We start from the raw sequence: 20,621 nt of genomic DNA, 5'->3' as shown, positions 1-20,621 counted from the left end.
GCGGCCCAAATGCACGCTACGCCAGTATCATTGCCCTCCATGAGTTTCTTTGCCATCCTGTTCGCTCTGCTGATCGAGCAGGCCCGTCCTCTGGCTCGCACCAACCCCATCCACGCGGGGCTCCGCGCGTGGGCCCTTTCAGTCAGCCGCAACTTTGACGCGGGCAAGCCGCACCACGGCTGGGTGGCTTGGGGTCTGGCTGTGCTGGTACCGGCGCTGGTCACCCTCGGAATTCACTGGTTGCTGATGTTGCTGCTGGGATGGCCGTTTGCGGTGGTCTGGAGTGTGGCGGTGCTGTATGTCACCCTGGGGTTTCGCCAGTTCAGCCACCATTTCACCGGCATCCGTGATGCGCTGGAAGAGGGCGATGAAGATCGTGCGCGTGAGCGCCTGGCCCATTGGCAGCAGGTGGATGTCGGCGCGCTGCCGCGCAGCGAGATCGTGCGCCATGTGATCGAATACTCGGTGTTGGCGGCGCACCGGCATGTGTTTGGTGTGCTGGCATGGTTTTCTGTGCTGGCTGCACTGGGTCTGGGGCCTAGTGGTGCGGTGCTGTACCGGCTGGCCGAATTTGTCTCGCGCCACTGGCATCACAGGGAGCGCTCGGGCGCACAACCTGCCAGCCAGTCGTTGCAGCAAGCCTCGGTGCGGGCCTGGACCATCATCGACTGGCTGCCCGCGCGCATGACTGCGTTGAGTTTTGCCGTGGTGGGCAGTTTTGAAGAGGCCATCGAGGGCTGGCGCTTTCATGCGCAGCGCTTTCCCAATGACAACGATGGCGTGGTGCTGGCCGCCACGGCGGGGGCCATCAATGTGCGCCTTGGCGGCGAGGCCCTGCGTGCCCGCGCCGATCTGCAGACACCACAGGGGCTTGAAATAGAGGCTGACATGGGTGACAGCGACAGCACTCCCGGCCGCGAGCCGGAGGTGGGGCATCTGCGCAGCGTGGTGGGCCTGGTCTGGCGCTCCGTGGTGGTGTGGATGCTGCTGCTGGCGCTGTTGACCTTGGCCCGCCTGCTGGGTTGACCGGATACCCCGGGCCGGGCGGCCAATGTGGGATGTGGCTCAGTAGCGGGTGTGGCTCAATTCGGCAAACAGGTCGCTATAAATTTTGTAGCGATTTGCACCTATTCCATCTGCTCCGGTGCCGTTTTTGAGTGCGGTGAGTACGCCGCAGCCCGGTTCGTGCAGGTGTGAGCAGTTGTAGAACTTGCAGTCGGTGGCGTGGGCCGCAATGTCGGGCATGCACGACGCCAGTTGCATGGGCGCGATGTGCTGCAGGCCAAACTCCTGAAAGCCTGGCGAATCGATCAAGGCAGTGGTGCGGGCGCTGTCCACCCAATACCAGTTGGTGCTGGTGGTGGTGTGCTTGCCCGAGTTCAAAGCCTGTGAGATCTCGCCCGTCAGCACGGTGGCGCCCGGCACCAGCAGGTTGATCAGCGTGCTCTTGCCCGAGCCCGAGGGCCCCAGCACCAGGGTGGTTTTGCCCTGCAGGTGTTGCATCAGCAGGGCGCGGTCCACGTCCCCCGACAGCGACAACGACAGCGGCAGCACGCCATAGTGGTGCCCGCCGCCCATGTGGCGGTAAGGCAGCAGGCGCTCCCAAGCGCGGGCAAAGGGCTCTACCAGATCGCTCTTGTTGAGCGCAATCAGGGGCTTGATGCCAGCGGCCTCCGCTGCGATCAGGGCGCGGGCCAGCTGGCTTTCGGAAAACACCGGCTCGGCGGCGATCAGGATCAGGATCTGATCGAGGTTGGCAGCAAAGGACTTGGTGCGGATCTCGTCCTGACGGTAAAACAGGTTGCGTCGCTCCAGCACTTTTTCGATGGTGCCTTCTTCGCCCTGGCCTTTCGGAGGGGCCTGCCACAGCACCCGGTCGCCCACGACGGCCTGGCTCTTCTTGCCGCGCGGATGACAGATGCGGCGCTGACCGTCGGCGGTCTCCACCATGCAGTGGCGCCCGTGTCCGGCCACCACAAATCCTTCCATGAGGGCGCTGCGTTCAGTCATGGGAGCACGCGGTGGGGTTCATGCCAGCAGGGCGTCGAACCGGGACGCGCAATCGAAATCGGTGGCAGAGATGCCCTGCACGTCGTGCGTGTTCAGGCGCACCACGCAGCGGTTGAACTGCACTGACAGGTCCGGGTGGTGGTCTTGTGCGTTGGCCACAAAGGCTACGGCATTCACGAAGGAAATGGTTTCGTAGTAGTTGGCGAAATGGTAGGTTTTTTCGATGGCCACCTGGGCGCCATCACCGCTGAGGGACCAGCCTTCGATCTTGGCCAGGTTTGCTACTATTTCCGTAGCTGTCAGCGCACGTCGGTTATGCGCCGACCAGTCTTTCTTCTTCAGCATTGTGGTCATGGTTGGGCGGACGATGGCATGCGTGCCAGCCGTTCAGTAGCGGGCGGGTGCGAGTAGTAGAACTTCACATACACCGGGTCGGGGGTGAGTGTGGAGGCGTTGTCTTCGTAGAGCTTGAGCAGCGCAGTGGAAAGATCGGCCCCGTTGGTCTGGGCCACTGCATAGGCGTCGGCTTCAAATTCGTGGCGACGCGAAAGCCCTGCAAAAACGGGCGCAATGAACAGCGTGAAAACGGGCACTGCCAGCAGGAACAGCAGCAGGGCCAGCGCATCGTTGGGCACTGAAGGCGCCGCCAGATCAAGGGAAATGTAGGGGCGCACGCCCAGCCCCGTGTAAAACCATACTTGGGTGGAGAGCCAACCGAGCAGGGCAAAGCCGGCCAGGCTCAGGGCAAATAGGCTGGCCACACGCTTGAGGATGTGGCGGTGCTTGAAGTGTCCCAGCTCATGGGCCAGTACGGCTTCTACTTCGCCTGGCGAGAGCTGGCGCAGCAGGGTGTCATAAAAAACCACGCGCTTGGCGGCGCCAAAGCCGGTGAAATAGGCGTTGGCATGGGCGCTGCGGCGGCTGCCATCCATCACGAACAGACCCTTGGCCGCAAAGCCGCAACGCTGCATCAGCGCCGTGACGCGGGTTTTGATCGATTCGTCTTCGAGTGGCTGGAACTTGTTGAACAGGGGGGCAATGAAGGTGGGGTAGATCACCATCAAAAGCAGGTTGAATGCCATCCACAGGCCCCAGGCCCACAGCCACCACGATGGCCCTGCAGCGCCCATCAGCCAAAGGATCAGCGCCGCAATCGGCAGACCGATGAGGGTGCCCACCAGGGTGGATTTGGCCAGATCCGCCAGCCACAGTGCCAGCGTCATCTTGTTGAAGCCAAAGCGCTGCTCGATCACGAAGGTCTGGTACAGCGTGACCGGCAGGTCGACGGCCGCACTGATGACGACAAACGCTCCCAGCAGTGCCAGTTGCTGCACCATGCCACCGCCCAATGCACCCAAAAGGGCCTGATTCAGGGCGTCGAGCCCGCCCAGCAGCGTCCAGCCCATCAACACAGCGGCGCCCAGCGCCATCTCCAGCAAACTCAAGCGTGCCTTGGTGATGGTGTAGTCGGCGGCCTTTTGGTGGGCTGCCAGTGAAATGCGCGCGGCAAAGGCGTCGGGCACGCTGGATCGGTTCTGGGCCACATGGCGAATCTGGCGTGAAGTCAGCCAGAATTTGAGCAGCAGACCGGCACAAATCGCAGCGGCAAAGGCGATGGTGAGGGCACTGGAGGGCGAAAAAGCGTCGGAGATAGGCATGTGGGCGCGAGTTTAGGCCATCAGCGACAATGCCCGCCATGTCTGAAGCCAACAACCCCGTACCCCCCGTGCTTTCCAAATCGGACCAGAACCTGGTCTGGCTGGACTGCGAAATGACCGGCCTGGAGCCCGATACCGACCGACTGCTGGAAATCGCTGTGATCGTGACAGGCCCCCAACTGGAGCCACGCATCGAAGGCCCTGTGTTTGCCATTCATCAGGCAGACGAATTGCTGAACAAGATGGACGCCTGGAACAAGGGCACGCACGGCCGCAGCGGCCTGATCGACAAGGTGAAAGCCTCTGCTGTGACCGAGGCCGAGGCCGAGCAACAGATACTGGAATTTCTGGCCCGTTACGTGCCCAAGGGCACCGCGCCCATGTGTGGCAACAGCATTGGACAGGATCGGCGCTTTCTGGTGCGCTACATGCCCAAGCTGGAGCGCTTCTTTCACTACCGCAACGTGGATGTGAGCACCCTGAAGGAGCTTGCCAAGCGCTGGAAGCCCGAGGCTTACAGCAGCTTCAAGAAGGCGCAAAAGCACACCGCCCTGGCCGATGTGCATGAAAGCATTGACGAGCTGGCGCACTATCGCAAGCACCTGCTGTCCGTTTGACGCTGGCTGGACGCCCCGTTGCAGTGGCGGATCACAAGCCACCTACAAGGCGGCTTGTGATGAACAGGGTGGGGGGGGGGCTTGCGGGGAAACCCCTATTCATGCGATAATTGCGGGCTGCGCAGGAAACTGTACGCAGATTGTGCATCTCCCCTCACACACCGGGCTTGCCAGCCGGCTGTCTCAGACAGCGCAGGACTGGCGAACAACGCCCACCAGCATCCGCCCAGAGCGCATGCAGGTTTCGTTTGATGGTTGATGTTTTTTAACCATTGACGAAGCCATCGCGGGCTACGCTTGCGACCGTCTTCGTGAGAGAAAAATTCATGACCGACACCACTTTGGTGCAGGGCGATTTCGCGCCTGCAGATACTTCTATTGCTGCCGTTATTGCCGAGCAGTCCACCCTTGACACTTCCATTGAATCCACCAGCGAGGCAGTCACTGCTGAGCCCAATGGTTTCATCGAGCTGGGCCTGGCCCCTGAACTGGTGCAGGCTGTGGCCGATCTGGGCTACACCCAGCCCACCAGCGTGCAGCTCAAGGCCATTCCCTTGGCAATGGGCAGCGATGCCTCCAAGTTCATCGACCTGATGGTTTCCAGCCAGACGGGTAGCGGCAAGACTGCCGCCTTCCTGCTGCCCGTGCTGCATACGCTGATCAACCAGCAAGCCGAAGCCGAAGCCGAAGAGCGCGCCGCCTTCGACCGCGCTGTGGCCGAAGCCGCTGCCCGTGGCGAACCCGCTCCCAAGCGCGCCAAGCGCAAGGACCCCACGAGCTCGCGCAACTTCAAGGCCGCCACCCCCGGCGCCCTGATCCTGTGCCCTACCCGTGAACTGGCACAGCAAGTCGCACACGACGCCATCGATCTGGTCAAGCATTGCCGTGGCCTGCGCGTGGCCAACGTGGTGGGTGGCATGCCTTACCAGTTGCAGATCGCCAAGCTGCAAAATGCAGACCTCGTGGTGGCCACTCCTGGTCGTCTGCTGGATCTGCAGCGCTCGATGCAGATCAAGCTCGACAAGGTGCAGTTTTTGGTTGTCGACGAAGCCGACCGCATGCTCGACCTGGGCTTCTCGGATGACCTGGCCGAGCTGAACCAGCTGACCGCCCAGCGCAAGCAGACCATGATGTTCAGCGCCACGTTTGCGCCCCGCATCCAACAGCTGGCCATGCGCGTGATGCATGACGGTGGTTCGTCGGTGCAGAAGGTCACCATCGATTCTCCGCAAGAGAAGCACGCCAACATCAAGCAGATGCTGTACTGGGCCGACAACGCCCAGCACAAGCGCAAGATGCTCGACCACTGGCTGCGTGACACCACAATCAACCAGGCCATCGTTTTTGCCAGCACCCAGGTGGAGTGCGACGGCCTGGCCAACGACCTGCAGCAGGAAGGCTTCTCGGCCGTTGCCCTGCACGGCGCCCTGAGCCAGGGTTTGCGCAACCGCCGTTTGATGGCGCTGCGCGCTGGCCAGGTGCAGATCCTGGTGGCCACCGATGTGGCGGCACGCGGTATTGACGTACCCACCATTACCCACGTGTTCAACTTCGGCCTGCCCATGAAGGCCGAGGACTACACCCACCGCATTGGCCGTACCGGCCGTGCGGGCCGCGATGGCCTGGCCATCACGTTTGCCGAGTTCCGCGATCGCCGCAAAATCTACGACATTGAGTCGTACAGCCGCCAGCAGTTCAAGGCCGAAGTGATTCCTGGCATGGAGCCCTCGCAGCGCGCGCCGCAGGCACCTCGCGGTGGCGATTTCGGTGGTGGTGGCCGTGGCGCCCCTGGCCGTTCGTATGACAACCGTGACAACCAGTCGCGCGGCCGCTTCGGTGGTCCCGCACGTGGCGGCAATGACCGTGGTGGCTTCGGCGGTGGTTTTGGCGGCGGCTTTGCTGGTCGTGACAACCGTGGCGCTCCTGCCTCCCGTGGTGAAGGCGGCGGTGGCGGCGGCTTTGCTGGCCGTGACGACCGTGGTGGTGACCGTGGTTTTGCGCCCCGCCGTGATGGCGAGTCGTTTGGCCGCAAGCCTGGGTTTGGCGACGCTGGCCGTGCTGGCTTTGCCCCCCGTGGCGATGCTGGCGCACCTCGCGGTGACTTCGCTCCCCGCAAGCCCGCTTTCTCCAAGCCGGCAGGTGCTGGTGGTGGCAAGCCTTTTGTGCCCCATGATGCCCGCAAACGCCCAGCGCGCCCTGCACGCTGAGTTGTCTGCAGAATTGCTGACGAGTTGAAGAGGGCTGGTTCCGAAAGGGGCCAGCCCTTTTTTCGTCAGGGGTGGCGGCTGTGGGGCCGCCGCGCACGCTCAGGTCAGCGCGCACGCCTGTGCATAGCCATAAAGGCGCTCGGGGGGCACCCGCGAAAGCAGGTGTTTGTCGTCTGCTGCGAGGCCGGTGATGGCATGGGCAGGGTCTGCGGTGTTGCGATGCAGGGTGGTGGTGACGCTGCGGCCCTGTGCGTCGGTGACGGCGGCCACCAAAGGTGTGCGAGCTTCTGTGCCACGGCGCATTACCACGCCCAGCTCACCAGAGGCGAGTTTCACCAGGTTGCCCGGTGGGTAGATGCCCAGTACCTTGATGATGGCGGACGACATCGCTCCCCCCTTGTCGTCCCGAAACATCTGGCGGGCGGCATCCTGGACAATCATGGGTGCGCGGATTGCCCGGGGGCTGATGCGCGCCATGAAAATATCGGCCATGCGCAGCATCTGGGCGAGTTCATCGATTTGCGTCAAGCCCCTGGGGTAGCCGCTGCCATTACCCTGTTCATGGTGTTGGCGAATGGCCTCCAGCCATGCGGCGTCGGTGATGCCTGCCTTGGCGAGCAATGCGGCACTATCGATGGGATGTGTGCGCAGTTGGGTGCGTTGCCGGTCCAGCACGGGATAGTCTTGGCTCGCCATCTGACCCTGCAAGTCGGCAATGCTGGCATTCATGGTGAGGGCGGCCAGCGTGATGAGGCGAACACGTGCGGCGGTCCACTCCATGCGCCGCGCCATCAGGATGCACAGCAGAGCGGTGTAGACGCTGTGGCTGTAACCATACCGCAGGTGCCTGGCCTGGTCCTGGCGGACCGCCAGGAAGATGGCGATATCGGCATCCAGGTCGGCCAACGTGATCAACTCCTGCGCCAGTTTTTCTATGTTGGCGGGGAATTCCGGCGCATGCGGCAACTCGTGCACCAGTGTTTCCAGGGTGTCGACGGTATCGGCCCAGCGCGTGTAAATACTTTTTACCGGCCCTGACTTGGGGACATAAAGGGCTTCTACTGCCCGCTTTTCCTCCAGGTCGACGTAGATGCCACGCTCAAGCAAGGCCTGCATCTGGGCCTCGCTGCTGACGATGTGCCCCCGTGCGAGAAGCAGGGCGCAATCGTGGTTGCGAACGTTCCACGGCAGCGCAACATCCATCTGGATCTCGGACTCCACCAGTTTCAATAGTTGCATGGCCAAACCTTGGTTGATCGCATTGTTTGGGTCGTGAATCCTTTGCGGGGGTGGGGCGCCTCTGGACGATTGTTGCAGAGTGACCGACGATTGAACATACCGTTGAGTCAGCCTGGCTCAGAGGTGCGTCCGATTTCGGGCCAGCGATGGTGCAGGTAGAACCAGGCCAGCATGCCGATGCCCATCATCAACAGCGATGCCACCGCCAGCCACAACGTGGAGTGCATCACGAGCGGCGCCACCACACCGGCCACCACCCCGTTGGCGGTGGACCCCACAAACGCCTGCAAAGACGATGCCATGCCGCGCCGTTGCGGGTAGAGGTCCAGTACCAGCAAGGTCACCACCGGCACCATCAACGCCCAGCCAAACGCAAACACGGCGATGGGAAAGAGCGCCCAGCTTGCGTGTGCAGTGAAAACAGCATTCGCGATCACGTTGACAACCGCAACAACGCACATGATGACAAAGCCATGCTGAATCTGCCGCTTGGGCGCAACCCGCCCCGCCAACCGGCCGCTCAGCCATGCTCCACCCATGATGCCGCAGATGGTCAGGCCAAAGAACCAGAAAAACTGCGTGGGTGCGAGCCCCAGGTGGTCGCTCAGAAAGGCAGGGGCTGAAAGCACATACAGGAACATGCCATTGAACGGCACCCCGCTGGCGAGGGCCAGCAGCAGGAAGCGCGGGCTGGAGCCGAGTTGCCAATAGCCCCGCATCAGGTGCGGAACATTGAAGGGCTGGCGGTGGTCCGCATGCAGGGTTTCGGGCAGGAACCGCAGGTTGGCGATCCAGAGCGCAACCCCCACCAGGGTCAGGAACCAGAAAATGCTGTGCCAGCCAAGATGCACAAACAGCCAGCCACCCACGACGGGGGCAATGGCCGGCGCGACACCAAAGTAGATGGTGACCTGGCTCATGACCCTCTGTGCCTGGGCGGGTGGGAACATGTCGCGGATCACCGCACGAGACACCACAATGCCAGCGCCGGTTGACAGGCCTTGTAAGGCGCGAAAAAGCACCAGTTGTTCAATGCTCTGCGAGAGCGCACACCCGGCCGATGCAATGGTGAACATTGCAATGCCGGCCAACACCACGGGTCTGCGGCCAAAGCTGTCTGCCAGCGCGCCATGAAAGAGATTCATGAAGGCAAAGCCGAACAGATACGCAGAGAGCGTCTGCTGCATCTGCACCGGCGTGGCGCCCAAGGCCGAGGCAATGCCCGAGAACGCCGGAAGGTACGTGTCGATCGAAAAAGGCCCCAGCATGCCCAGCAAGGCCAGCAGCACCGCCAGTGCCCAACGGGGTGCACGCCATAGCAGGTGGGCTTGTGGATTCATGAAGGACTTTGGATGTGCAGGATGAATGGAAGTTACCCGCATCAGCGGGAGTGACGATTGCGTTGTCCGGCGCACGGGTCGGATCCATTATCGGCGAGCGCTTTGATCCGGGCTTTGGGCGCAGCTCTGAGCGTTGTGTGCTGCGCCTCGCGCCTCGTATGTGGGAGCGGCCGGGCAGGCAGGCGCCGTAAATGAAAAAACCCCGCCATCTTGAAGACAGCGGGGTTTTGCAGTTTGGTGGGTCCTGAGTGACTCGAACACTCGACCTACGGATTAAGAGTCGGAGTAAATATATATTTGCCCCTGTTGATTGGTGTGGGTACAATCTATGTAAATCAACACGTTACGCAAGTTTTTAAGCGATGAACTGTTGATTTGCACATGTGTATATATGAGGCATTTGCCTACAGATTGCCTACAGATTTTCAGGGGGTGCCATGAGCAAGCTACAAAACCGCGTGAGGCTGACCGCTGGCAGGGTTGACGCCTTCACCTGCCCGCCCGGCAAATCACAGGCTTTCCTATGGGACACCGACACCCCCGCGCTGGCGCTGCGCGTGACGCCCACGGGCCGCAAAACCTACGTGTTTGAGTCGCGCCTGAACGGCGACACCATCCGCATCAACATAGGCACCGCTACAGACTGGCTGATTGAAAAGGCCCGAGGCGAGGCGCAGCGCCTGAAGGTGCTGGTGGACAGTGGGCAAGACCCCCGCGAGATAGAGCGCCAGCAACAGGCAGACAAAGCCGCCGCAAAGGCCGCCGCCGCCGTCCAAGCCGTTACCGTGGGCGAGGTGTGGGCCGTGTACCTTGAGGACCGCTGCCCGCACTGGGGGGAACGACACCATGCAGACCATGTGAAGCTGGTTCAAGCCGGGGGCGAGGTTTCCAAGCGTGGCACCCGTGGCCGTGGCGTGACTGTGGCCGGGCCGCTGCATCCGCTGATGGGGCTTGCGCTGCGTGACCTGACAGCGCCCGTTATCGAGGCATGGGCCGCACGCGAGGCACAGACCCGCCCAACGTCTGCCCGGCTGGCATGGCGCTGCCTGAAAGCCTTTTTGAGCTGGTGCGCAGAACAGCCGGAATATGCGCCGGTGCTGCCCAGCGTGAACCCTGCTAAGACAAAGAAAGCACGCGAGGCATTGGGCAAAGCCGGGGTGAAGCAGGATGCACTGCTGAAAGAGCAACTGCGCGCATGGTTCGATGCTGTGCAAAAAATCGGCAACCCTATCGCCGCAGCTTACTTGCAAGTGCTGGTGCTGACTGGCGCAAGGCCGGGCGAGGTGCTGGGGCTGCGCTGGGAGGACGTCAACACCAAGTGGAAGGGGTTGACCATCCGCGATAAGGTGGAGGGCGAGCGCGTGATACCCCTGACGCCCTACGTGTCGCACCTGCTGCATTCCCTGCCGCGCCGTAGTGACTGGGTGTTTCCCAGCACCGCACGGGGTAAGGACACAGAAGGGCAGACCCTGAGCATCCCGAGAGCCCCACACAATGCCGCCTGTGCTGTGGCTGGTATCGAGGGGTTAACTCTGCATGGCCTGCGCCGTTCATTCAAAAGCCTGACGGAGTGGCTCGAAATTCCCGCTGGCGTGGTGGCGCAAATCATGGGCCACAAGCCCAGCGCAACCGCTGAAAAGCACTACACCGTGCGCCCGCTAGACCTGCTGCGCGTACACCATGAGCGCATAGAGGCGTGGATTTTGGAGCAGGCCGGGATTGTGTTTGATGCCAAGGCCGCGCCCGGTGCGCTGCGTGTGGTGGCAAGTTAAACGCGAAGCCCTGGCGCGTTTCACCCAGGGCAAAACAGGCGGGGCTGCAAGGTGCAGGAACACCAGAGCAGCCCCTGACCACAACGAAAGAACGATTTTCATCATGGCTATTGAAAATTCTAAGCTGGACATGGACGCAACGAACATGCTCGAAAACCTGCGAACCATCCGACATGCATTGCATATTGGGCTTGAAAGCTACGGGGAAATTGAGCGCCTAACTGATGTTTTCAGTTTGTACAAGGATGCCGCCCAAGACCTGCCCGACCACATGAGGCCCATCCATCCGACAGGGTCAAACGACACCATAGGGGTTTTTTCCGCTGCGCTTCGGACGCTGGAGCTATTCGACCCGACAGACAAATAAACCCCATTTGCCCCAGCTAGGCCCGCGAACTGAAAAGCGGGTTTCCCTGCCCGCCTGCTGGGGTTCCTTTTCAGGGCTGCACTGAGGGGGTGCCCATGAATAACAAGACGCTACCGTATTGGCTGGCAGTAGAAGAAAGCAAGACCGTTCGCTTTTCTGAGCTGGCGCACCTGATGGCGAAGGCCATGCATCCAGGCGACCATGAGCTAACGAGCTATGCCGCCGCCCGCATCAATCTGGATAAGGAATTACCCCGCGCCGTACATGATGGACAGCTAAAGGTGCGCAACCGTGCCGGACTGAGTCCGCACACATTCCCGCATGGTGCAAGCCTGCAAAGCGCCGTAATGCTGCCTCAAGATTTACGGTCTTTCCTTGCTGAAAGAAGCATAGAACTGCGCCTTACACCGCATGGAAGCGGGCCAGACTATTGGACGCTGGAGAATGCCGCCGCTGCAATTGCCGAACAGGAACAGTGGCACGATGGCGCACGGGGCAGCCTCGAAAACGCGCTACTGGAAGCCGCATCAAGTCGTGCGCTTGTTGTCCGTCACCCGCATACAGACTTGCCCAGGACTGATGGGGATGTGAGGGCCTTTTATGAATTGGTTACGCCTTCCGATGTGAATGCATGGCTAGAAAAGCAAGGTGCGCCGTATCGTTGGAGTGTGGCCCGGCCAGAGATGAAGCCAGAGCCCCAGGCCGCAACGCCCGCGCCCGTGTCAGACAGCGCCAGCGATGCGCCCGACACAAGCAAGGGCACGCCGCCCAAGCTAACCGAAGTCGACAAGGCCGAAATTCAGCGCCTTTATAACCGTGGGCGAGGAGCACCCGTCAATGCCATGGCGAAGCAATTTAATGTGTCCCGCCCGACCATTGAAAAGGTTTTGCGGCGCGCCGGAATCAAGAAATAGTGCAATCCATGGGGTTGCATAGGGGCTGCAACAACCCCTGCGCAACCCGCATGAAATAAGGCTTTTTGCAAATTGCAAGGGGCTGCATATTGCGTGCAGCCGGGGTTGCAGCAAGCCAATACAGCCATCGCAACAAACCCGAAAGGGACTCAACGATGGCACACCAACTGCTTACCCCACTGGCGCAAGAAACCCGCGCTGCACTGCCCACTAGCGAGGCCGCCGGACACCTGAGCCGCGCACAGCAAACGCTGCGCATTTGGGCTTGCCGAGAGGACGGCCCAATCCGCCCCATACGCATAAATGGCCGCCTTGCGTGGCCCGTTTCGGAACTGCGCCGCGTGCTGGGGGTGGCGTAAATGGATGCGCTGTACCGACACCCTGACGGCATGGGCGAAATCATGTTCGAGGCTGCAACGGGCCGCCTGTTCACCTTGAACGATGCCGAGGGCCTGAGCGCCTATGCAGCGATTGGCCCGGCTGGCCTGCGCGACGTGGCTGCAAAGCTGCTGACGCTGGCCGCACTGGTGGAGGTGAAGCAATGAGCGCCTTTATCAATCGCCTGCTGCTGGCGCTGTGGTGCGCTGCCCCGTCACGCTGGTTTCAACGTGGGAGGGCTGCAAAATGAAAACGCCCGACACCGCAAAAACAGTATCGAGCGCTACCCGGCAAGGTGCGCAAATTCTACCCTTCACCTTCCCGGCCCGCACCAATACCGCCTGTTCCGAGATTCTGGCGCGCATGCTGTCTGGTGAAGTGCTGACCGGCATGGATGGCGTTTTCGAGGTGAGCACTACGCGCCTTGCCGCGCATGTTCACTACCTTGCCGAAAGCTATGGCGTACCGACCGAAGCCAACGACCGCGCCGTAGGCTGCAACGATGGCCGCGTGGTGACGGTCAAAGCCTACAGCCTGCCGCACAACGTTATCCAAAGCGCCCGCGCTGCTGGTGCTGCCCCGTGGATTGCCAGTGTTCGCGCCGACCGTGCTGCACTGCGCGCAAAAGCGGCACAGGCCCAGGCACAGGCCGCCCGCATGAATGCCGCACGCAAGCGCCACACCCCGCCGGGTCAAGGCGACTTGTTTGTAAATGGGGGGGCTGCGTGCTGACCGACACCGCAAAAGCAATCGACGCATTGCACGCCATCCCGCCCGACCTGCCCCGCGATGAATGGGTGAAGGTGGGCATGGGCGCACATGCCGCCGGGGTGGACTTCGACACCTTCGACACCTGGAGCGCCGGGGCTGGCAACTACGACGCCGCAGCATCCCGCGATGTGTGGCGCAGCATCAAACCGGGTAAGGGTGTGGGAGCTGGAACCCTTTACCGCGTGGCCGCTGAACATGGGTGGCGCATGGGTGAAGGCAAGCCCCAGCAAAGGCCCGTGCAAGCCCCCAGGAAGGCCGCAGAACCCCAGCGCAAGCCCGCCCCAGGCATGAGCCCTGCTGAGGTGTGGAACCGCTGCGAAGCGGCAACCGCTGCACATGGCTACATCACAGCAAAGGCCGCCGCCGGGGTGCCATTGGATGCCCTGCGCGTGGTGCCCGGTGGCGACGCCCTGCGCATTCAAGGGCAGAGCATGGCCGGGGCTTTGGTGGTGCCTGCCTATGGCCCGCAAGGGCTGCAAAGCCTGCAACTGATACCGCCGCCCGGTGCCGGTAAAAAAATGAACCTGCCCGGTGCGCCGATGGCCGGGGCATCCTTCACCGTGGGCACGCTGGTGCCCGGTGCGCCCGTGGCTTTGTGCGAGGGTGTGGGCACTGCATGGGCTTGCTGGCAGGCTACCGGGCATCCTGCCGTGGCGTGCTTTGGCTGGGGCAATGTGGGCAAGGTGGCCGAAGCCCTGCGCCAGCGTGACGCCGCCGCCCGTCTGGTGCTGGTGCCTGACGTGGGCAAAGAGGAAAGCGCCGCAGAGATTGCCCAGGCCGTGGGCTGCGCCGTGGCCTACATGCCCCAGGGCGAGGCGCAGAACTTCGACGCAAACGACTTGGCACAGCGTGAAGGGCACGACGTTTTAGCCGCGCTGCTGGAGGCAGCGACAGAGCCGCCCAAGCCTGAGCCCCGTTACAAGCTGCTGGGGGCTGATGAACTGCGCAACCTGCCGCCGCTGGCGTGGCGTGTGCGTGGTGTGCTGCCTGCCGTGGGGCTTGCTGCGCTGTATGGCCCGAGCGCATCCGGTAAATCATTCCTGGCCTTTGATATGGCCGCATCCATTGCCGAGGGGCAACGCTGGTTTGATTGCCGGGTGGAAGCCGCGCCCGTGGTGTATGCCGCGCTGGAGGGCGAAGCCGGGTTCAAGCTGCGTGCCCAGGCATGGGAGGTGAGCCGGGGCCGGGCCTTGCCTGATGGCCTGCGCATGATGCTGCAACCGTTCAAGCTGACCGATGGGCAGGACGTGCTAGACCTTGCCGCCGTGGTGCCCGATGGTGCTGTGGTGGTGGTGGACACCTTGAACCGCGCCGCGCCCACTGCCGACGAAAACAGTTCACGCGACATGGGCGAGATTCTGGAGGCAGCAAAGACCCTGCAAACCCTGACCGGTGGGCTGGTGGTGCTGGTTCACCACACGGGAAAGAATGCCGCCGCTGGCCTGCGTGGGCACAGTTCGCTATTCGCTGCAATGGATGCCGCAATCGAAGTTTCACGCGAAGGCGACCGCCGGGAATGGAAGGTGGCGAAATCCAAGGATGGCATTGATGGCGAGGCTTGCCCGTTCAAGCTGGCCGTGGAGGTGCTGGGCACTGAACCGACCGGGGAGGCCATTACAAGCTGCGTGGTGGTGCGTGATACCGCCGTGGAGGATGTGCGCGCCGTGAAGCTGCCCCAGGGTGGAAACCAGCGGGTGATTTTGGATGCCCTGCGCCCGATGTTCAAGGACGGGCAAACAGGCAAGCCCGGAGCCCCGCCGCTGCGCCCCTGCATTGAACTGGAGGCCGCTGTATCTGCTGGCGCTGCAAAGCTGACATGCCAGACCGACCGCCGCGCAACACGCACCAGAGAGGCAATCACTGGACTGGTGGCCCGTGGGGTTGTTGGCTGCAATGAGGGGTGGCTATGGCTGGCGTGATGAATAACCGAAATTCACCGTTCCGTCTGTTTTCGGTGAAATCCGTAACCGAAATTCACCGCCCCCTATATATAGGGGGTGGAAGTTCGGTGATTTTTTCGGTGGGGAGGTTTGGCAATGAATGCTGACCTTTTCGGCCTGGAACAACAGACACCCAGAACCAACCGCCGCCCCGAAGCTGCCGCCCTGGTGGAAGTCTTGAGAGCCCTTCGCACGCATCCCGCCGTGGCATGGGCAGAGCGCATGAATAGCGGGGCCGCCAAGGTAGAAGGCCGCTTTATCCGCTTTGGGTTCAAGGGCTGCCCCGATGTGCTGGGGCAATTGAAGGATGGCCGCTTGCTGGGTGTGGAAGTGAAAGCCCAGGCCGGACGCCTGCGCCCCGAGCAAGCCCTATTCCTGGCGCGTATCCGTGCCGCTGGTGGCGTGGCCTTTGTGGCGCGTGACCTGCGCGATGTGCGCGAACAACTCAACAACTGAAAAAGCACAAAAGGAACACCGATGGCGACAAGAAGAAAACCGCCCGCCGCTGCATGGAAGCCGGGCCAGTCTGGAAACCCAAAGGGCCGCCCGGCTGGGACGGGTGAAGTGGCAAAGCTGCGAGCCGCTATTGCAGACCGCGTGCCCGAACTACTGGCCGCGATGATGGCCCGCGCCCTTGATGGCGATGTGGGAGCCGCCCGCCTGCTGCTGGAGCGTGCCATAGCCCCATTGAAGGCCGCTGAACAGTCTCAAGCCCTGAGCCTGCCCGATGGCACCCTAACCCAACAAGGACGCGCCGTGCTGGCATCCGTGGCCGCTGGTGAGCTTGCACCCGGACAAGGTGCCGCGCTGCTGGGTGCCATTGGTACGCTGGCCCGCGTGACTGAGATTGACGAACTGGCGCGCCGTATCGAGGTGCTGGAGGAAAAGAATGCAAAGCCTTGAAAAGAGAATTGCCGAACTCGAAAAAGGGGCTTCAATGAATGAGGGGCCGTTAACCATTGTCATAAGGCCCCTGGCGCCTGGACACCTTGATGAAGAACTACAGGAACTGCATGACCAGAATGGAAGCCAGCGATGGACGCGCCAGCCTGGAGAGACTGAGCAAGAGCTAATAGACCGGGCATCCCGCGAGGTGACGCGCAACAGGCCGGGCTGTGCTTTGCTGATGGCTGGCAACCGGCTGCCGCGTGGGGCATAGCAGCGCCACGCAGCGGGGGAGTGTTTGACCTTTCGCGGGCGCCAATCAATGATTGGCACATCGCAACAAAGTAATTGATGCCATGCAGAACCAAGAGCGCTATGACTTTGACGACCTTGAGCGTGAGGCGCGGATGATGGAGCTAGCAAAGAATGTTGCCGCTATCAAAGATGTCGCTAGGCATATTGACTATCGACTGGAATCTGAAGGACCGAGCCAAAAAGACTTCGAAGCATTCATTGCGGAGATGCAGATTGACCGCGACCTGATGAATGCTCAAGTTCACGATGAGCGCGACCAGGTGCCGTTTCCGCCGGGGCCCTGGCCTGTGGAGGTGAGGCCTTCGACGCTGCACGGGCTGGGTTTATTCGCTACCCGTGGCATCGAGTACGGCGAGTTAATTGCGCCTGCTAGGTTTTTTGGCATGAGGACGCCCGCAGGCAGGTACACCAACCACCACCCAGAGCCCAACGCCGAGGCCTTAGCGTCTGGTGCTGACATCCTTCTGGTGTGCATCCGTAAGATACCTGCTGGCGCTGAGGTGCTGCTGAACTATCGGCAGGTGCTTGCCGTGAACCTGGCGAGTTTTGACGGCGCGCCAGAACGATGACAAGCAGAGACTGATGGCCAACTGATGGCACCACAGCCACACCCGAACAGACCCAGCCTAACCCGCCGGGTTTTTTCTTGTCTGGTGCTGGGGGCTGCATTCGGGCAACTTGCCTACAGATTGCCTACAAGCTACGGACGGAAACCCAAAACAAAAAACCCTGCTACCGGTTTGATAGCAGGGTTTCGTTTGCCCGTGCGGGCTAGTCTGGTGGGTCCTGAGTGACTCGAACACTCGACCTACGGATTAAGAGTCCGCTGCTCTACCAACTGAGCTAAGAACCCAAACTTTTTAATCTGTCAGCATTGCTGCTGAGCCTCGAATTATGCACCAAAAATTCTGGCGTTGGCAAGCTGGTACAAAAATTATTGCATGGCGTTGCGGCTGGCCAGCTCGACAAACAAGCCGCTGTGGTCCAGCTGGCCCAGTCCGTGTTCGACGCCATCTTTGTACAGCGCTTCAAAAAGCGCCGTGATGGGGGCATCAAAGCCGATTTCCTGGGCGGTGATCAGGGCGTTGTCGAGATCCTTGAGTTGAACCGTCATGCGGCCACGTGGAGCGAAGTCGCGGTCCACCATGCGCTGACCATGCAGTTGAAGAATCCGGCTGTCAGCAAAGCCGCCGCTGATGGCCTCTCGCACCTTGGCCATGTCGGCGCCGCCTTTGGCGGCAAAGAGCAGTGCCTCTGCCACCGCGCCAATGGTGATGCCCACGATCATTTGATTGGCCAGCTTGGCCAGCTGGCCCGCGCCGTGGGGGCCGACATGGGTGGCGCGTCCAAAGATGGCAAAGATGGGCTGTGCGCGCGCAAACTCCTGCGGCCGGCCGCCTGCCATGATGGCCAGGGTGCCGTTTTCGGCGCCCACCGTGCCGCCGGAGACCGGCGCATCCAGGTGGGTCAGCCCCATTTCCTCCAGGCGAGTCGCGTGGTCGCGGGCTTCCCGGGGTTGTATCGAGGCCATGTCGATAAACAGGGCGCCTGCACGCATGGCTTGCGCCGTGCCCAGCCCGAAAAGCACCTGGTCCACCACCGAGCCGTTCTCCAGAAGGCTGATGACAAAGTCGGCATCGCGCACGGCGTCTGTGGGTGTGTTGTGCACCGTGGCGCCAGCGGACGCCAGTGGATCGGCCTTGGCGCGGGTGCGGTTCCAGGCGCGTACCTGGTGGCCTGCCGCGCACAGGCGTCGGGCCATGGGCAATCCCATCATGCCGATACCGAGGACGGCAACGCGAAGCGGCGGGGTGGTGGTCATGGGCGCATCCTTGGAAGCTGTTTTGTCTGCCGCCATCATGGGCTTTTTCACTGCCACTCCCTGTCAGCGAGCTTGCAGTGTGCTGAATATGCCGGGATGATGGCACGCACAAGGAGACGCGCCATGAACTTCCCCCACCACGATCCGGCCTGGCTGGAGCGTATGTACAACAACCGGGCCTTGGTGCCGGACCACGTGGATTATCTGCAGCGCTGGGCCGACGCGTCTGCCCTGGCGCGCACCAGTGGGGCGTGCGCGCTGGACATTGCCTACGGCAGCGGCACTGGTGAGGCGCTCGACATCTTTGCGCCCCACGTGCCGGGCCGCTCGCCGGCCCCGGTGCTGGTTTTCATCCACGGGGGGTACTGGCGCGCACTCGACAAGTCTGAGCATTCCTTTCTGGCGCCTGCGTTCACACGCGAGGGAGTCTGCGTGGTGATGGTGAACTATGCGCTGTGCCCCGGCACGCCCCAGGCTCCCGTCACGGTGCCCCAGATCGTGCGCCAGGTCGAGAGGGCGCTGGGCTGGGTGTGGGGCAACATTGAGCGCCATGGAGGTGACCCTGGCCGCATCACGGTGGCAGGCCATTCCGCAGGTGGGCAACTGGCGGCCATGCTGCTGACAAGCGTGTGGCCGCTGCTGGGCGACGGATGGCCGGACGGGCTGGTGCGCAACGCGCTTTCGATCTCGGGGATTCACGACCTGGAGCCCATCATGCACACCCCATTTTTGCAGTCGGTGCTGCACCTGACCGCGCAGCATGTGCTGCAAGCCAGCCCGGCGAGGCTGCAGGCGCCCAGCCAGGGCATTGTGTACAGCGCGGTCGGTGGCGACGAAAGCGCCGAGTTCCTGCGGCAGGCCCGGCTGCTGCGGGACGCCTGGGGCTCACGCGCCGTGCCGCGCCACCAGGTGCTGGCCGGGCTGAACCATTTCAGTATTCTCGATGCGCTGGCACAGCCCGGGCATGACCTGCACCACATGGCCCTGAACCTGCTGCGGGCCTGAACACGCGCCCGCAGCCCGATGGGTGGCCTACATCAGCAGGTGTTCGCCCGCGTTGTCGCCGCCCAGAATCACGTAGTTGACCTTGCGCACGTCCATCAGCCGGGTGCCGCCCGCGTAGCTGATGGAGCTTTGCACGTCCTGTTCCATCTCGATGAGTGTGTCGGCAAGTTTGCCCTTGATGGGCTCGAGAATGCGCTTGCCTTCCACGTGCTTGTATTCGCCCTTGTTGAAGTCGCTGGCCGAGCCGTAGTACTCCTTGAACAGTTCTCCATCCACTTCCACGGTCTTGCCGGGAGACTCTTCGTGGCCCGCAAACAGCGAGCCGATCATCACCATGCTGGCGCCAAAGCGGATGCTCTTGGCGATGTCGCCATGGCTGCGGATGCCGCCGTCGGCAATGATGGGCTTGGTGGCCACGCGCGCGCACCACTTGAGCGCACTGAGCTGCCAGCCGCCCGTGCCAAAGCCGGTTTTGAGTTTGGTGATGCACACCTTGCCTGGCCCCACGCCCACTTTGGTGGCGTCGGCGCCCCAGTTTTCCAGGTCGATGATGGCCTCGGGCGTGGCCACGTTGCCAGCAATCACAAAGGCCTTGGGCAGGTGCTGCTTGAGGTAAGCGATCATGGCTTTCACGCTGTCGGCATGGCCGTGGGCGATGTCGATGGTGATGTACTCGGGGCACAGGCCCTCGGCCACCAGCTGGTCCACGGTGGCGTAGTCGGGCGGTTTCACGCCCAGCGAGACCGAGGCATAGCAACCCTTGGCGTGCATGTCGCGCACGAACTGCAGGTTGTCCAGGTCAAAGCGGTGCATGACATAGAAGTAGCCGTTTTGCGCCATCCAGGTGCAGATGCTTTCGTCCACCACCGTCTTCATGTTGGCGGGCACCACCGGGATGCGAAAGCTGCGCCCGCCCAGTTCTACGCTGGCGTCGCATTCCGAGCGGCTTTCCACGCGGCACTTGCGGGGCAGCAGCAAAACATTGTCGTAGTCGAAGATTTCCATGAGATTCCAAGCTCCATCAAGGGACGCAGCCAAACAATTTTGACTGCGGTGGGCGCTTGGCCTGGCGACCGGTTGTGTGGACGGGGCCGTGGTGGCCGCTCCGAACCCTGCTGAGCGCAGGCACAAAAAAACCGGACGTCAAGAAACTTGGGCCCGGTGATTGATTCTACCCGCGCGCGGCTTTGCCGGAATGCCCCTGCCTGCTGCCGGGCTGTGCCGGTCGTCGCAATGCGCCGCACCCACGGCGGGGCGCTGCGCCTCGGGCCCCATCCCACCGCCGCACACACGCCAGTGGGCCGGACGGGCGCCCTGGGCAATGCGCACAGGGTTTGTTCGCAAGTGGTAGAAGTGCTCTGCTTTATATAGCTGCAAGCGC

21 protein-coding genes and 1 tRNA gene are annotated in these 20,621 nt (G+C 62.2%); 14 read left to right on the top strand and 8 right to left on the bottom strand.

Annotated elements, in window-relative coordinates; all coding sequences use genetic code 11:
- Positions 1–39 precede the first annotated feature (39 nt).
- Positions 40–1,026 carry a CobD/CbiB family protein gene (locus DTW89_RS06470; RefSeq protein ID WP_111866106.1) on the top strand — a complete coding sequence of 329 codons (987 nt, stop codon included), beginning with the start codon at positions 40–42 and terminating at the stop codon, positions 1,024–1,026.
- Between the two features lie 39 nt (positions 1,027–1,065).
- Here DTW89_RS06470 and rsgA read toward each other — a convergent pair whose 3' ends face one another.
- From rsgA to DTW89_RS06455, 3 genes are read right to left on the bottom strand one after another with little or no spacing between them, the layout of a single operon-like run.
- Positions 1,066–2,010, bottom strand: a complete 945-nt coding sequence (rsgA, locus tag DTW89_RS06465) for a ribosome small subunit-dependent GTPase A (protein ID WP_114655345.1) — start codon at positions 2,008–2,010, stop codon at positions 1,066–1,068.
- A gap of 18 nt (positions 2,011–2,028) precedes the next feature.
- A complete protein-coding gene (locus tag DTW89_RS06460) occupies positions 2,029–2,364 on the bottom strand; it encodes a 4a-hydroxytetrahydrobiopterin dehydratase (protein ID WP_114655344.1) in 336 nt (111 codons plus the stop codon).
- The gene (locus DTW89_RS06455; RefSeq protein WP_114655343.1) at positions 2,361–3,668 is read right to left on the bottom strand and encodes a M48 family metallopeptidase; all 1,308 of its coding nucleotides are present in this window, start codon (positions 3,666–3,668) and stop codon (positions 2,361–2,363) included. The genes DTW89_RS06460 and DTW89_RS06455 overlap by 4 nt, the downstream gene beginning before the upstream one ends.
- 38 nt (positions 3,669–3,706) lie before the next feature.
- Between DTW89_RS06455 and orn the strand changes: the two genes are divergently transcribed.
- Complete coding sequence (gene orn / locus DTW89_RS06450) at positions 3,707–4,285, top strand: oligoribonuclease (protein ID WP_114655358.1); 579 nt, start codon at positions 3,707–3,709, stop codon at positions 4,283–4,285.
- Between the two features lie 326 nt (positions 4,286–4,611).
- Entirely contained in the window at positions 4,612–6,492 is a 1,881-nt protein-coding gene (locus DTW89_RS06445) for a DEAD/DEAH box helicase (protein WP_114655342.1), read from the top strand.
- 99 nt (positions 6,493–6,591) lie between these two features.
- Here the strand turns inward: DTW89_RS06445 and DTW89_RS06440 are convergent, their stop codons facing one another.
- Both DTW89_RS06440 and DTW89_RS06435 read right to left on the bottom strand, forming a co-directional pair.
- On the bottom strand, positions 6,592–7,731 hold the full coding sequence (locus tag DTW89_RS06440) for an HD-GYP domain-containing protein (RefSeq protein ID WP_114655341.1): 1,140 nt from the start codon (positions 7,729–7,731) through the stop codon (positions 6,592–6,594).
- Between the two features lie 107 nt (positions 7,732–7,838).
- Positions 7,839–9,071 carry a multidrug effflux MFS transporter gene (locus DTW89_RS06435; protein ID WP_114655340.1) on the bottom strand — a complete coding sequence of 411 codons (1,233 nt, stop codon included), beginning with the start codon at positions 9,069–9,071 and terminating at the stop codon, positions 7,839–7,841.
- A gap of 437 nt (positions 9,072–9,508) precedes the next feature.
- Between DTW89_RS06435 and DTW89_RS06430 the strand changes: the two genes are divergently transcribed.
- From DTW89_RS06430 to DTW89_RS06385, 10 genes are all read left to right on the top strand, one after another.
- Positions 9,509–10,843, top strand: a complete 1,335-nt coding sequence (locus DTW89_RS06430; protein ID WP_114655339.1) for a tyrosine-type recombinase/integrase — start codon at positions 9,509–9,511, stop codon at positions 10,841–10,843.
- Between the two features lie 103 nt (positions 10,844–10,946).
- Positions 10,947–11,210 (top strand): hypothetical protein, encoded by a 264-nt coding sequence (locus DTW89_RS06425; protein WP_114655338.1) that lies wholly within the window; start codon positions 10,947–10,949, stop codon positions 11,208–11,210.
- A 95-nt stretch (positions 11,211–11,305) separates the two neighbouring features.
- A complete protein-coding gene (locus DTW89_RS19500; RefSeq protein ID WP_201740956.1) occupies positions 11,306–12,124 on the top strand; it encodes a helix-turn-helix domain-containing protein in 819 nt (272 codons plus the stop codon).
- Between the two features lie 359 nt (positions 12,125–12,483).
- Positions 12,484–12,669 (top strand): hypothetical protein, encoded by a 186-nt coding sequence (locus DTW89_RS06410; protein ID WP_114655336.1) that lies wholly within the window; start codon positions 12,484–12,486, stop codon positions 12,667–12,669.
- A 79-nt stretch (positions 12,670–12,748) separates the two neighbouring features.
- A complete protein-coding gene (locus tag DTW89_RS06405; RefSeq protein WP_114655335.1) occupies positions 12,749–13,234 on the top strand; it encodes a hypothetical protein in 486 nt (161 codons plus the stop codon).
- On the top strand, positions 13,228–15,192 hold the full coding sequence (locus DTW89_RS06400; RefSeq protein ID WP_236637054.1) for an AAA family ATPase: 1,965 nt from the start codon (positions 13,228–13,230) through the stop codon (positions 15,190–15,192). Before DTW89_RS06405 ends, DTW89_RS06400 begins: the two co-directional genes overlap by 7 nt.
- Before the next feature lie 117 nt (positions 15,193–15,309).
- Positions 15,310–15,669, top strand: coding sequence for a VRR-NUC domain-containing protein (locus DTW89_RS06395; RefSeq protein WP_114655334.1), 360 nt, complete (start codon positions 15,310–15,312; stop codon positions 15,667–15,669).
- A 21-nt stretch (positions 15,670–15,690) separates the two neighbouring features.
- Complete coding sequence (locus DTW89_RS06390; RefSeq protein ID WP_269089830.1) at positions 15,691–16,116, top strand: DUF5681 domain-containing protein; 426 nt, start codon at positions 15,691–15,693, stop codon at positions 16,114–16,116.
- Positions 16,103–16,372, top strand: a complete 270-nt coding sequence (locus tag DTW89_RS19285) for a hypothetical protein (protein WP_147277634.1) — start codon at positions 16,103–16,105, stop codon at positions 16,370–16,372. The genes DTW89_RS06390 and DTW89_RS19285 overlap by 14 nt, the downstream gene beginning before the upstream one ends.
- 82 nt (positions 16,373–16,454) lie before the next feature.
- Positions 16,455–16,982 (top strand): SET domain-containing protein, encoded by a 528-nt coding sequence (locus DTW89_RS06385; protein ID WP_114655332.1) that lies wholly within the window; start codon positions 16,455–16,457, stop codon positions 16,980–16,982.
- A gap of 208 nt (positions 16,983–17,190) precedes the next feature.
- Here DTW89_RS06385 and DTW89_RS06380 read toward each other — a convergent pair.
- Together DTW89_RS06380 and DTW89_RS06375 are read right to left on the bottom strand one after the other, a co-directional pair.
- Positions 17,191–17,266 (bottom strand) — tRNA-Lys (locus tag DTW89_RS06380).
- Between the two features lie 81 nt (positions 17,267–17,347).
- Positions 17,348–18,271 (bottom strand): NAD(P)-dependent oxidoreductase, encoded by a 924-nt coding sequence (locus DTW89_RS06375; protein WP_406563444.1) that lies wholly within the window; start codon positions 18,269–18,271, stop codon positions 17,348–17,350.
- Positions 18,272–18,358: 87 nt separating this feature from the next.
- On the opposite strand from DTW89_RS06375, the gene DTW89_RS06370 reads away from it, so the two are divergent.
- A complete protein-coding gene (locus DTW89_RS06370) occupies positions 18,359–19,240 on the top strand; it encodes an alpha/beta hydrolase (RefSeq protein ID WP_114655331.1) in 882 nt (293 codons plus the stop codon).
- Positions 19,241–19,267: 27 nt separating this feature from the next.
- Here the strand turns inward: DTW89_RS06370 and DTW89_RS06365 are convergent, their stop codons facing one another.
- On the bottom strand, positions 19,268–20,245 hold the full coding sequence (locus DTW89_RS06365; protein WP_024814333.1) for a GMP reductase: 978 nt from the start codon (positions 20,243–20,245) through the stop codon (positions 19,268–19,270).
- Between the last annotated feature and the right edge of the window lie 376 nt (positions 20,246–20,621).

Source organism: Acidovorax sp. BoFeN1, from assembly GCF_003345135.1.
Taxonomy (GTDB): domain Bacteria; phylum Pseudomonadota; class Gammaproteobacteria; order Burkholderiales; family Burkholderiaceae_C; genus Acidovorax; species Acidovorax defluvii.
Note: the sequence above shows the minus strand (reverse complement) of the source record. Positions and strands in the feature narration are given on the sequence as shown.